11 protein-coding genes are annotated in these 12,249 nt (G+C 51.4%); 5 read left to right on the top strand and 6 right to left on the bottom strand.

What is annotated here, in order from left to right; genetic code table 11:
* Positions 1–121 precede the first annotated feature (121 nt).
* On the top strand, positions 122–1,975 hold the full coding sequence (malZ, locus tag DEF47_RS07750; protein WP_012191235.1) for a maltodextrin glucosidase: 1,854 nt from the start codon (positions 122–124) through the stop codon (positions 1,973–1,975).
* Positions 1,976–2,132: 157 nt separating this feature from the next.
* Here malZ and DEF47_RS07745 read toward each other — a convergent pair whose 3' ends face one another.
* From DEF47_RS07745 to tyrS, 6 genes are all read right to left on the bottom strand, one after another.
* Entirely contained in the window at positions 2,133–2,417 is a 285-nt protein-coding gene (locus DEF47_RS07745) for a DUF503 domain-containing protein (protein WP_012191234.1), read from the bottom strand.
* Between the two features lie 16 nt (positions 2,418–2,433).
* Positions 2,434–3,075, bottom strand: coding sequence for an LON peptidase substrate-binding domain-containing protein (locus tag DEF47_RS07740; protein ID WP_012191233.1), 642 nt, complete (start codon positions 3,073–3,075; stop codon positions 2,434–2,436).
* Positions 3,076–3,147: 72 nt separating this feature from the next.
* Positions 3,148–3,921, bottom strand: coding sequence for a bifunctional glutamate N-acetyltransferase/amino-acid N-acetyltransferase (locus tag DEF47_RS07735; protein ID WP_012191232.1), 774 nt, complete (start codon positions 3,919–3,921; stop codon positions 3,148–3,150).
* A 16-nt stretch (positions 3,922–3,937) separates the two neighbouring features.
* The gene (locus tag DEF47_RS07730; RefSeq protein WP_012191231.1) at positions 3,938–5,122 is read right to left on the bottom strand and encodes a class I SAM-dependent rRNA methyltransferase; all 1,185 of its coding nucleotides are present in this window, start codon (positions 5,120–5,122) and stop codon (positions 3,938–3,940) included.
* 103 nt (positions 5,123–5,225) lie between these two features.
* The gene (locus DEF47_RS07725) at positions 5,226–5,807 is read right to left on the bottom strand and encodes a uracil-DNA glycosylase family protein (RefSeq protein ID WP_012191230.1); all 582 of its coding nucleotides are present in this window, start codon (positions 5,805–5,807) and stop codon (positions 5,226–5,228) included.
* Between the two features lie 53 nt (positions 5,808–5,860).
* Positions 5,861–7,042 (bottom strand): tyrosine--tRNA ligase, encoded by a 1,182-nt coding sequence (tyrS, locus tag DEF47_RS07720; protein ID WP_012191229.1) that lies wholly within the window; start codon positions 7,040–7,042, stop codon positions 5,861–5,863.
* Positions 7,043–7,365: 323 nt separating this feature from the next.
* Between tyrS and DEF47_RS07715 the strand changes: the two genes are divergently transcribed.
* The 4 genes from DEF47_RS07715 to DEF47_RS07700 all read left to right on the top strand — a co-directional run bounded on the left by DEF47_RS07715 (position 7,366) and on the right by DEF47_RS07700 (position 12,225).
* Entirely contained in the window at positions 7,366–8,919 is a 1,554-nt protein-coding gene (locus tag DEF47_RS07715; protein WP_012191228.1) for a Gmad2 immunoglobulin-like domain-containing protein, read from the top strand.
* Positions 8,920–8,990: 71 nt separating this feature from the next.
* Complete coding sequence (locus DEF47_RS07710; RefSeq protein WP_012191227.1) at positions 8,991–10,112, top strand: hypothetical protein; 1,122 nt, start codon at positions 8,991–8,993, stop codon at positions 10,110–10,112.
* Between the two features lie 61 nt (positions 10,113–10,173).
* Positions 10,174–11,316, top strand: coding sequence for a cytochrome P450 (locus DEF47_RS07705; protein WP_012191226.1), 1,143 nt, complete (start codon positions 10,174–10,176; stop codon positions 11,314–11,316).
* Between the two features lie 297 nt (positions 11,317–11,613).
* Positions 11,614–12,225, top strand: coding sequence for a hypothetical protein (locus DEF47_RS07700; protein ID WP_012191225.1), 612 nt, complete (start codon positions 11,614–11,616; stop codon positions 12,223–12,225).
* Positions 12,226–12,249 lie beyond the last annotated feature (24 nt).

The following is a 12,249-nucleotide window of genomic DNA, read 5'->3' as shown; positions in this document are numbered from 1 at the left end:
CGCAGTGGGAGAGGGGTTGGGGGTGAGGGAACTCAATCCAATGAACCATTATACCTAGAACTAAAAACCGACCCCCGGCCCCCAGCAACCAATCCCCATGTATTAATAATGAGAAAGACCAATGCACTACCCAACTTGGACAAGCGCTGTGCACCACGATGGTTCGGCGCTGTACCTTCAACCAAGCCAGCCCTATCACCTTGGTCAACAAGTAACTGTTCGCTTGCGAACTCCATTAGCTGCGCCAATTACCCAAGCCTTTATTCGCATCTGCCCCGATGGCGAGCAAACGTTTGTGGCGATGCAACCAGCCGAACGGACTGAAACGATTCAATGGTGGCAAGGCCAAATCACGCTCTCGATGCCGCGCACTGGCTATCGCTTTTGGCTGATGACCGAGCAAGGCGGCTGGTGGCTTTCGGCAGCAGGCATGCAACGTTCAACCCCTACCGATGCGACCGATTTTAAGTTGTTGGCTGATTATCATGCCCCAACCTGGGTGCATTCAGCAGTGTTCTATCAAATTTTTCCTGATCGGTTTTGTGATGGCGAGCCAAGCAATAATGTGGTTGATGGCGAATATACAGTTTATGGCAAGCCAACGATTGCCCGCCAATGGGGCGAGGCTCCTCAGAAAGCCACGGGTGGTATCGAGTTTTTCGGTGGCGATTTACAGGGTATTAGCCAAAAGCTTGATTATCTTGCGCAGCTAGGGATTAATGCGCTGTATCTCACGCCGATTTTTACTGCTCCCTCAAACCACAAATACGATACCGCCGATTATCTGCAAATCGATCAGCATTTTGGCGGTGAGGCGGCTTTGGCTGAATTGCGCCAAGCAACCCAACGCTACCAGATGAAATTGATGTTGGATATTGTGCTCAATCACTGTGGCTACACTCATCATTGGTTTACGGCGGCTCAAGCCGATACCAACGCGCCTACCGCTGATTATTTTTCGTGGAAGCAACATCCCAACGAGTATGAATCATGGTTAGGTCATCGCTCATTGCCCAAACTCAATTACACCAGCCATGGCTTGCGCCAAGCAATTTATGGCAGCGAACAGGCGATTGTGCGCCATTGGTTGCGTCAACCCTATGCGATCGATGGCTGGCGAATCGATGTAGCCAATATGTTGGCCCGCCAAGGTTCGAGCCAGTTAGGGCATAAAATTGGCCGCGCACTGCGCCGCGCCGTAAAAGCCGAATCACCTGAAGCCTATTTACTTGGCGAACATTTCTATGATGGCACGAATCACCTTCAAGGCGATGAACTTGATGCCAGCATGAACTATCGTGGCTTTACCTTCCCGACCTTGCAATGGCTAGTTGGCTTCGATATGGCCTCGGTGTGGAACCTGGTTTGGGAAGATCGGGCCTTATTGCCGACTGAAGCCTTGGGCGAGCAATGGCTGGCCTTTTTGGCCGTGATTCCATGGCAAGTCGCTTTGCAACAATTCAATTTGCTCGATTCGCACGATACGCCACGTTTGTTGACGATTGTTGGTGGTGATCTGTCATTACATCACGTCGCAGTTACCCTGCAAATGACCTTCCCGGGCGTGCCCTGCATCTATTATGGCGATGAAGTCGGCATGCAAGGCGGCGGCGATCCCGAGTGTCGCGGCTGTATGCCATGGGATGCACAAGTTTGGGATCACGATCTGCTAGCTTTTTATCGTTCGCTGATTGGATTACGCCGTAGTTCGAGCGCTTTGAGTGTTGGCGGATTTCAATTATTGCTGGCCGAAGGCGATACGGTGGCCTTTATGCGGCGCAGCGCTGATGAATGTTTGTTGATCGTTGCCCAGCGGGCTGCTACCAGCATTCCCCCAATTCCAATGTTCGCAACCGGATTGACTGATGGTACAAGCTTTATCAAAGTCGCTGGCACAACGAAAATTACGATTCAGGCTGGGGTACTAGTTTTGCCACAAACTGGCATTAGCGCCAGCATCTGGCAAATGCAGTAGGATTCGGGGATCGGGGGTTGGGGGTTGGGGATCGACTGGATGTGGTATGCCCTCGCCCCTCGCCTGTACGCGAGGCGAGGGGAACCGCTCAGGGAATACTCCCCTCGTTCACCGCAGTGGGAGCGGGGTTGAGGGGAGGGAACGTCGGAGGATGCGATTACAACAGCTCGCGCTCAATATCCACAATGCTCACATCAGGCCGATTTTGCTCGATCCAGCGAATAATTGCATCGATTTGGCCTTCGAGATAGCGAGTTTCGCTGCCGACGCAGGCTACCCCAATCACCCCGCGCTGCCAACGATCATGTTCATCGACCTCGGCGATCGAGGCGTTGAACTCGTTGCGCAAACGGGTAATGATCGATTTAAGCACACTACGTTTTTCTTTGAGTGAATGAACGGCGGGGATGAAGAGTTCAAGTCGAACACTAGCAATTAACATAATTGTGACGTGGCACTTAATTCCACGAAGTGTTTTCAAAAGGTGGTTCACGATCCAACTGGTCGGGCGGAATGTTGGGCAGGAGCGCTAGCTCAAATTGTAGCGCCTCGATCAATTCATGAATCCGTTGATCAAGATCGGATTCAAGCCAACGTTGTTTAATTGGCAAGGCCATCTGCATCGAGTCGGCTAGCTTATAACTTAAACTCACTGGCTCACTGGGCAGATCGATCGCATTGGAGCGCATGCCAGTCGCGGCGGCAACGGTACGGTGGTATTGTGAATAAAGCGCGGTCAATTCATCAGCTTGATGGCGATCGTTGACATCATCATCAAGCATCGTGACCATTGCAACCATGTACGGGTCAACGCTAAGTGGATAGTTGATGCGGAAGCGTTGGCGGCCTTCGGTCACAATATACATTCGGCCATCAGCTAACCGATAGGCGCTTTGAATATCGGCGGTTGTGCCAACCATATGTGGCACGGCTGAACCACCAACCTCAACGCCCTCGCGAATCAGCACTACCCCAAACGGCTTGCTTTCCTCAAGACAGCGACTAATCATTGTGCGATAGCGCGGCTCGAAAATATGCAGCGGCAGTTGTGCTCCAGGAAACAACACCACGTTTAACGGAAACAAAGGTAATCGTTGCATAAGCGCTCTCGTTTGCCATAGCTATGGCCTTGGTTGTGATTGTACCATGGCCATAGCTCGCAAAACAATGCGCTAGGCGAGTTGTTCGCTCAAATGGGCAATTAATCCAGCCAAGCCTGCATACCATTCGCGATAGGCTGCTTGGTTGCTGTGGGTTGGCGCTAAACTGGCGCTAGGATTGGCCAAAATCAGGATGGCAGCTTGATCAAGTGCTGGATAGGCTTCAAGCAAGGCTAAAACTGCCCGATTGAGCAGGCGGGTTGAGAGCTGAGCGTTGGTGGTAATTAACCAGCGTGGAGCATCGCCAGAGCTGGCTAAACCGCCAATGCTGGCACTTGTCCCATCGCTCGCTTCCACCTCAACCGCCGCTTGAGCAGTTGGATTTGGCTCTTGGGCAAGGGCTAGGGCTAAACGTCGCCCGCCTTTGCTATCAAGTTCATCAAGCGCCCGTGGCACGCCGCGCCGCAATAAATCCATATCGAATGGGCCTGCTGCGCCTGCCGCCAATAACACCACCTGCTCTGGCTTGATCCATGCTTCTTCGGCGAGCAAGCCCGCCAACTCCTGACAATTGTGTACAGCACTGGCTCCGCGCCCGCCATCCACGCCTGTCAGCAGCAAGACGGCCCGCACATCCTCGGCGTTGCGCCGCAAATTAGCGGTAGTCCAAGCCCCAGTTATCCCGCTGGTTGCGCCAAAATGGCCAGTAACGGTGCAACCAGTTTTGGTAATTAACAACCCAAGATCACGATCACGGCTGGTGGTTTTCAAGCCGCAGTGAATACCTGTTACGCGAAAGCCAGTAGGCGTTGTGATCGAGCCTTCATTGAGCAAACGATACGCCATTGCAAATCCTCAACGGCTACCAGACGCGGCAGATTAATCCCTTGAGATAAGCCGCCTCTGGGAAGGTCAACAAGACAGGGTGATCACCACCTTGGGTGAGTGTGTCGATAATTTGGGCATCGCGACCAGCATCCAAGGCTGCGCCAAACACCACTTTTTGAAAGAGATCGGCGCTAATCAGCCCTGAACATGAGAAGGTTGCCAACACGCCGCCTGGTCGTAGCAAGTGGAAGGCTTGCATATTGATATCTTTGTAGCCACGCGTTGCTCGATCAATTTGGCTCTGCGAGTGGGCAAACTTGGGTGGGTCAAGCACAATCAGATCGTACTGTTTGCCTTCTTCGCGTAGTTGGCGCAAAATCTTGAAGGCATCGCCTTCGACCGCCGTAACTGGAGTGTTAAGCCCATTTTGGCTGAGGTTGGTATGTAAGCCACGCAAGGCCGCCGCCGAACTATCAACCGCTGTGATTGATTGAGCGCCAGCGCCCGCCGCTAGCACCTCAAACCCGCCAGTATAGGAGAAAACCCCCAGCACTTCGGCATCCTTGGCATATTGGGCCACGCGCTGGCGATTGATGCGTTGATCAACGTACCAGCCAGTTTTTTGGCCGCCCGCCAAATCGAGCACAAACTCGTAGCCATTTTCGCGAATAGTTAATTGATCGGGTGGTGCTTCGCCCCAAAGCAGGCCTTCAGCCTCACCCAAGCCTTCACGAGCACGAATTTCAACATCAGAGCGCTCGTAAATCCCGCGGACTGGCATCAATTCGGCCAAGGCTGCGACGATAATCGCCGTGTGAGCAACTGCACCTTGAGTCAGCAATTGCACCACTAGCCAATCAGCAAAACGATCGACGATTAAGCCTGGCAAGCCATCGCTTTCGCTAAAAATTACGCGATAAGCATTGGTTTGGGGATCATTATGGAGCTGTTCGCGCCCTTTGATTGCTCGTTCGATCCGTTGGCGAATAAAACTGGGGTCTAGCTCCTCGTCGCGTTGCCACGTCCACAGGCGGGCGACCATTTGCGAGTGGGTGCTGGCAGTGCCCCGCGCCAACCACACCCCCTCGGAGCTAATAATATCGACGGTTTCGCCAGGATGCACTGGGCCAGAACGACGGGCAACCGCCCCGCTGAAAACCCATGGATGGCGTTGGCGAATTGATTTATCACGATCAGGTTTGAGAATAAACCGCAACATACCTTTTGCTCGCTTTAAGGCTAGGTCAGAGCCTAGCAGGTTGAGTGATACGGGAGAAATTTCGCGATCCTGAAATCCTCTGGTGAGAGTATAACGCAGTTTGCTACTCTTCCAACAGGGCCGATAAAACGCGAGCAAAAACGTGGGCTTCTTCTTTGGTGATGGTTTCAAGATCGATCATCGGCAGCAGAATCCGTTGATCGACAGGCAAGGGTTGGGCATGCATCGATTCAACATTGCCTGGTACATGGCCAAACAATTTAGCACACATCAAACGGGTTGGAGCTTCGCCAACCGTTACGATGATCCGTGGGTTGACCAACACCAGCTCGCGCCAAAGATAGGCAACGCAGTTCGAGGTTTCGACCATGGTTGGTGGGCTATCGGCGTGGGTGCTACAACGAACCAGATAGGTCAGGTATGCGCCGACCAAACGTGGTTCTTCATGCTCAGGATCAGAGGCTGTGCGCAAACGTAAGGCCCGCAGCAACACCTGCAAACGCTGACCAGCAATGGTGCGCGTCCATGGCACGCCAGTCTGATTGGCTCCCAAACTTTCGGGCACTTCGCCGACAAACATCACTTTGGCGTTGGCATCGCCATAGCCATGCACAATACAGTTACGTTCTTGGACTCTGCGCCAACATTTAAAACAGGCGGTCGCCAACGGAAACGGTTGATCCATAAGCCTTTTGCTGTGACGAGCGCGAACCCGTCACAGCACCCTCGCATCTAGCGCTAATTACCAAGTAATTTCACAAATTTGCGCCGCCCAACTTGTAAAATTTGTTCGCCAACTGGTTGAACGAGGCTATCGTAGCTGCTGATTTTTTCGCCCGCCAAACGCACACCACCGCCATCGATCAAGCGGCGGGCCTCGCCTTTGCTCGCGGCCAGCTTGGTTGAAACCAACAAATCGACAATGTTGGCAGCTTCACTGAGCGCTACTTCGGGCATATCGGTTGGCAAATCGCGTTGTTGAAACACGCGAATAAATTCAGCTTCAGCCTCAGCCGCTGCCGCTTCACCATCAAGTTGGCGAATAATATCACGCGCCAGTTGCATCTTGAGATCACGGGGATTGACGCTGCCAGCTTTGATTGCTTCTGACATGGCCTTGACTTCAGCCAGTGGTGCATCGCTCCAAACTTCGTAATAAACTGGCAAAACATCATCGCCCATTGACATAATTTTGCCATACTTATCGTTAGGTGACATCAAAATATCAACCGAGTTGTTGAAGCTTTTGCTCATCTTGCGGCCATCAGTGCCAATGATTAATGGCACGAGGATGACATCCTGCGACTCCATGCCCATTTGTTCCATCAATTGTCGCCCAGCCAAAATGTTGAATTTTTGGTCAGTGCCACCAAACTCAATATCAGGCTTGATTGCAATCGAATCGTAGGCTTGCAGCATTGGGTACATCAACTCAAGCACGGTTAACTGCTGGCCAGCTTCGTAGCGCTTGCGGAAGGTTTCGTGCGCCAACATTTGGTTAACTGTAAAGCGTCCAATCAAGCCAAAAGCTTTTTCAAGATCGAATTGGCCAAACCATTCGCTTTGCCAGCGAACTTCAGTTTTGGCTGGATCAATCACTTTAAACACTTGATCCATGTAATATTTGGCGTTGCTTTTGGTTTCTTCGACCGTCAAGCGTGGGCGACTTTCGTCACGGCCCGTGGGGTCGCCGATTTGAGCTGTCCAGTCGCCCACAATCAAAACGACGGTATGGCCAAGCTCTTGAAATTGGCGCATCTTGCGCAACGCCACTGCATGGCCAATATGAATATCGCTGCGGGTTGGGTCGATGCCCAATTTGAGGCGTAATGGTTTGCCAGCATTCAATTTGCGGCGAACATTGGCTTCAACAATCACCTCAGACACGCCCCGCGATAAAATTTCATCAATCGTCAACATGAATTTTTAGACTCCTAATTGAGCTAGGCGAGCACCAAGCAGTCATCGGAGCCAAACCCCTTAACGCTGTTGGAGCAAATAAACCTACTATTCTAGCAGCGATAATAGCATAGAGGCCTAGCGGCGGGCAAATAAACGTTTCGGGGAATTGGGGATCGGTTGTTGGGAGCAGGATTATATTCTCTGCGCCTCTGCGTTAAACCTGATCCCTCACCCCTGAACCCCTAACTGCTTCATCCTTTTATCAGATGGGCCTCAGTTGCCAGCCATGGCCTGAAATATGATTAACCGCTAGAGTAAGGGTGTATCTGAAGGAGGATTCAATGCGTTCTTTGAAATATATAAGTCTGGCGTTATTACTCGTGGCCTGCGGTGGTCAAAGCCCTGCAACGACCACGCCAGCAGCAACCACCAATTTACCAGCCCAAGCCACCGCCACCATCCAAACTGGCTCAGCAGCAACTACTATTCCAACAACCGTGCCCCAAGCAACGGGTATGCCGCAAGCAACGGTTGCTACGGCCAACCAAATTAATTTAAGTGCGCCGCCTGTGGATGCGGTGTTGACCGATTCGGTGCGCGTGGCTGGCACGATCGTGCTTACCCCATTCGAAAAAACCTTGCGCCTCGTGATTCAAACCAACGACGGCAACATTCTGTATGAGGGGCCAATTAATACCACTGGCGAATATGGCAGCAGCGCAACCTTCGATGTGACCGTGCCAATCGTCGCAGCAGCAAGCGGCCCAGGTGTGATCAAGGTGATCGAAGATGATATGAGCGGTGAATTGCCCTATCGCACAATTGCCGAGCAACCAGTCCAATTTACTTCGACTTCTGCCGAACCGACGCCTGCCGAGCCAGGAATTTTGATCGAATTGACTGAACCAGCGATGCATGCGGTCGTTGGCAATCCATTGAATTTCAAAGGCACGCTCTCGGCAATGCCCTTTGAAAAAAATGTCGTGATCGAAGTCTATGATAGTGAATTGCATTTGCTCGGTCAAACCAGCGTGATTGCCGATGGCGAATATGGCTCGGCTGGAACATTCAGCGGCAGTATCAATTTTCAAGCCCCCTTGAGTAGCCGCATCGGTCGGATTGTGGCCTATACAACCTCGCCCAAGGATGGTTCAGTCGTTGGGCGTGACGAAGCAACTCTGACGTTGCCTGCTTGGAATGGCACAGGCGCATATTTGGCCCAACCTGCGCCCGAAACCAGTGCCTTCTTGCCTTTGCATGTTGAAGCCGTTGGTTTAAGCAGCGATACTTACACTGTGCGTTTGCGCTACGCCGATGGCACCCTGTTGGAAAACACTACCCAAGCCTACAACGGGTATTTGGCCTTGAGTTTGATGTGGGACAATGCTGCACCCATTTTACCCAACCAAAGCGCAATTTTAGAGTTGGTCAAGGCTGATGGCACAGTTGAGTTGACCCAAAATCTGTATATGCAAGATCTAACCAGCCAACCGACTACGAGTGTCGAAGTCTCTTGGTTAGCTGGCGAAGGCTCGATCAATGGGATTCGGATTTTACCAAAAACCTCAAGTGTCGCCAGCGCTGCCTTACGCGAGTTAGTTTGGGGTCCAGTTGGCAAAGATTCAGCCTATAGCACAGCGATTCCTAGCCCTAAAATTATTGCCGATTACACTGGTGATAAAACTGGCTGGACTGGGCGGGTGCATCTGCGCTCAGTGCGGATCGAAGGCGATATCGCCTACGTCGATTGGAGTCGCGAAATGCGAGCATGGGGCGGTGGGTCAATGCAACTTGAATCACTGCAAGCTCAAGTTGACCTAACGCTCAAGCAATTTTCTCAAGTCAAGCAGGTTGTTATGACGGTTGAAGGCAGTGAAGAAGTGCTCCAACCATAAAAATCTATAGGCAAAGTAGGGTTGCTCGTGATAGCATATAGTCAAGTGGTTTTGTTGCTACGAGTAACCCTATGTTGCAATCGCAAGCCCAACGTTGGTCTGAACGCAAAGTTAGCCTCGTGCAAACCTATCTCCCGCTGATCACACCAAGCCTCTCGCCTCACCAACACTTGGTGATTTTCGATGGCGAGGCTGGGGCTGTGCGTTATGGCTCTGGGCGTTGGGCCACGGCTGGCGCAGCCATCCATTATCAACAGCTAGCCAACCAAACCAAAACCTCGGTTCAAATCATTCTACGTGCCACTAGACCCGAACAACAGGCGGCATGGCAACCAACCAGCGGGCAACAGTTCAAATTTTGGCCCCATGATCCGCTTAATCTGACCCAATTAACCAGTGAATTAGCCGCCAACCCAAGCCTGATTATTCTCGATGGTGAAGTCGGTTTGCTTCCCATCAGCAATGGCTTGGATCAATTGGCCCGCCGTTTGGCTCGCACTGATCTAATCTTACGCTTTGATCACATAGGCTTGGCCAATTTGCTGGCGCAGCGTGAACAGCAACCGACCCAAACTGAGCGTCAGCTTGATCAATTGTTTGCCAGCCGTAATTGGCGAACAATTGTGAACGAATCACCCAGCGAAACCCTGCTCTCAGCCCTGCAAACCTTCTATCTTCAGCAGTTAACGGAGCTTGGCGGTTCGCGTTGGCGCTGGGCGGCGGCTTGTCCAATCCATACCACATGGGGCCAAAAAGCCTACGATTTGATCATCGTGACCAGCGATCGCTCGTTGGTTTTGCCGTTCAATCAGTGTTTGTATCAATTTGAAGGGGCATTGTTGGAGAACCCCGAAGCCCAGGCCTTATCGCAGAATGCGGGCAACCCCCAGCAAATTGGCTTATTCGACCCCGCCTTGCCGAGCAAAAACCAGCTGCGTCGCCAACAGCATGCCCAAATTGTCGCCGCACTAACCAGCATCGCCACCCAACAACCACGCTTGTGGAGCTATGGCGATTTGCTCGATACACTGTTGCGTCAGGGTTGGTTGGGCCAACTCACCGAGGCCCAATTTCAGAAAGCTTGTAACGAATTGCTGGGCAAGAAGTTGATGATACGCTTAGGCACGAGCAGCCAGTGGCAAGCAACCACGTTGTTGCGGCTTGGCTCAACCTCAGCCGAGCCAGCTTCATAATCTAGCAGTAGAATAGTATGGATTGTGTTTTTCAGTCGGAAGGAGAACCAGCGTGAGTTTTATGCAATCCCTGTTGAACCCGTACCCGTGGTTTAAGACCATGCGTGAGCAAAATCCGGTCTATTTTGATCAAACGATTGGCTCGTGGGTGGTCTTTCGCTATGCCGATGTCAAGCAGGTTATGACCGATTACGAACACTTCTCCTCGGCTCCGCCCGACCGTGGCGATGGCATGAATATGTTTGCCAATAGCATGTTGATGACTGATCCGCCGCGCCATCGCCAGTTGCGTTCGTTGGTCAATTTAGCTTTTACTCCCCGCATGATCGAGCAATTGCACGACCGGATCGATGGCTTGGTCAATCGTTTACTTGATGATATGCTGGCCCAACCAGAGCCAGATTTTATTCGCGATTTTGCTACGCCTCTGCCCATGACCGTGATCGCCGAAATGTTGGGCGTGCCCACCGCAGATCAAGATAAATTCAAATATTGGACAGAGCAAATCATCACCTCGTCGAATAATCCTGATATGAGCAAAATCGTGCCAATTTACCAAGAGTTTGGAGCCTATCTATTTGGCATGATCGAGCAACGCCGCAACGCGCCCCAAGCTGATTTGATTAGCGATTTGCTCAACGCCCAAATCGATGGCGAATCGCTTAGCGATATGGATTTGATTGGTTTTTGTGCCTTGTTGTTGGTTGCAGGCAACGAAACCACCACCAATTTGTTGGGCAACGCGGTGCGGGTATTTAGCGAACAACCAGCGATTTATGCTGAGTTACGCGCCAACCCCAGTTTAATTCCGAATGTGTTAGATGAAACCTTGCGCTACTATTCGCCAGTTAAAGCCATGCCCCGCCACGCTCATACCGAGCAGCAAATCGGCGATGTGACGATTCTAGCGGGCCAGCGGGTGATGGCAGTGATTGGCTCGGCCAACCGCGACGAGAGCCAATTTCCCGATGCAGAAACCTTTGATTTGCATCGCAAAGGCAACCAACATATTGCCTTTGGTCATGGTATTCACTACTGCTTGGGTGCGCCATTGGCGCGGCTCGAAGGCAAATTAGCCTTAGAAGCCATGCTCAAACGCATCGAAACAATCACGATCAAACCTGACGCACAACTTGAGCCAATTCCCACCCCAATTACCTTTGGCGTGAAAAATCTGCCAGTGCTGATCACCACCAGCGAATAAAGGCCAAATGTTCGGATAATCACCCAATAATTAAAAATATTAAGCAACAAGTTTAAATCATAGCCCAAATGATTTAAACTTGTTGAGATCAATACCAAAATCCTGCTATTTTTTTTGGCGTGCTCATCCTATAATTAGCTATATCCTAAAGCTCTAGATCATTTGATAACCGATTTGGGGTTCGTTCTTTTGCAAGGATGAGGCTATGGCTGTGTGTAGTCGAAACATTCTCGTTTTGCGTGCTCAGTTAACGGACTACTGGTGGCTCGCTGACCTGCAAATGATCGCAGGTGACCTATGATTATCAACGTAGAACTAGCCTTGTTGGTGAGTGGCGGCATTGTGCTCGAAGTTCCGCTGCCGCCGCCACAGGCCGCTTGGAATTTCGATGCCTTGCTGGATTATCATGGGGATGGTCGTTTTTTATGTTGGTGGTGGCATACGCAATACAATCACCTGATTGCGCTAGCCAACGATGGCTGGTTGCGAGCAGAGGCTGGCTTGTGGCACATGAATTTTGTGCAAGATTTACGTGATGCCTGTTTGTTGAACCCTCAATTGGCATTTGGCAATGTGTTTGGCGAGCAACCAACCCATGCCTTATTGTATGATCGCGAGCAGCATTGTTTGTTGGCGGTAACCTTGACCGCTGTTTTAGAACTCCTCGACCATTCAATCCATGAGCTAGAACCACAACAGATTAACTATCGTGAGATCAAACGCGTCTTGCTGGCACTAACAACCAAGCCGGATCTGCTTAGCTATGCGGTGAACCAGCTCCACATTTATGAGGCGAAAACTGGCGCTGGGGCGTTTAATCTGCTGTGCGAGCCTTGTAACGATTGGCGTATGTGTCAATTTAGTGCTTGGCTCAATGCTGCGATTCGCAACCAGATTGGCGCTAACTAAGCCGATCATGGGTTTTTCCATGAT

The sequence above is a fragment of the Herpetosiphon sp. genome, assembly GCF_003512625.1.
Lineage (GTDB): Bacteria > Chloroflexota > Chloroflexia > Chloroflexales > Herpetosiphonaceae > Herpetosiphon > Herpetosiphon aurantiacus.
This window is presented reverse-complemented; position numbering and strand designations above follow the sequence as displayed.

Coding starts and splice junctions, on each gene's coding strand:
- DEF47_RS07730 (WP_012191231.1), bottom strand. CDS start 5,122: ATGTTGCGGTTTATTCTCAAACCTGATCGTGATAAATCAATTCGCCAA.
- DEF47_RS07745 (WP_012191234.1), bottom strand. CDS start 2,417: ATGTTAATTGCTAGTGTTCGACTTGAACTCTTCATCCCCGCCGTTCAT.
- DEF47_RS07740 (WP_012191233.1), bottom strand. CDS start 3,075: ATGCAACGATTACCTTTGTTTCCGTTAAACGTGGTGTTGTTTCCTGGA.
- DEF47_RS07700 (WP_012191225.1), top strand. CDS start 11,614: ATGATTATCAACGTAGAACTAGCCTTGTTGGTGAGTGGCGGCATTGTG.
- DEF47_RS07725 (WP_012191230.1), bottom strand. CDS start 5,807: ATGGATCAACCGTTTCCGTTGGCGACCGCCTGTTTTAAATGTTGGCGC.
- tyrS (WP_012191229.1), bottom strand. CDS start 7,042: ATGTTGACGATTGATGAAATTTTATCGCGGGGCGTGTCTGAGGTGATT.
- DEF47_RS07710 (WP_012191227.1), top strand. CDS start 8,991: ATGTTGCAATCGCAAGCCCAACGTTGGTCTGAACGCAAAGTTAGCCTC.
- malZ (WP_012191235.1), top strand. CDS start 122: ATGCACTACCCAACTTGGACAAGCGCTGTGCACCACGATGGTTCGGCG.
- DEF47_RS07705 (WP_012191226.1), top strand. CDS start 10,174: ATGCAATCCCTGTTGAACCCGTACCCGTGGTTTAAGACCATGCGTGAG.
- DEF47_RS07715 (WP_012191228.1), top strand. CDS start 7,366: ATGCGTTCTTTGAAATATATAAGTCTGGCGTTATTACTCGTGGCCTGC.
- DEF47_RS07735 (WP_012191232.1), bottom strand. CDS start 3,921: ATGGCGTATCGTTTGCTCAATGAAGGCTCGATCACAACGCCTACTGGC.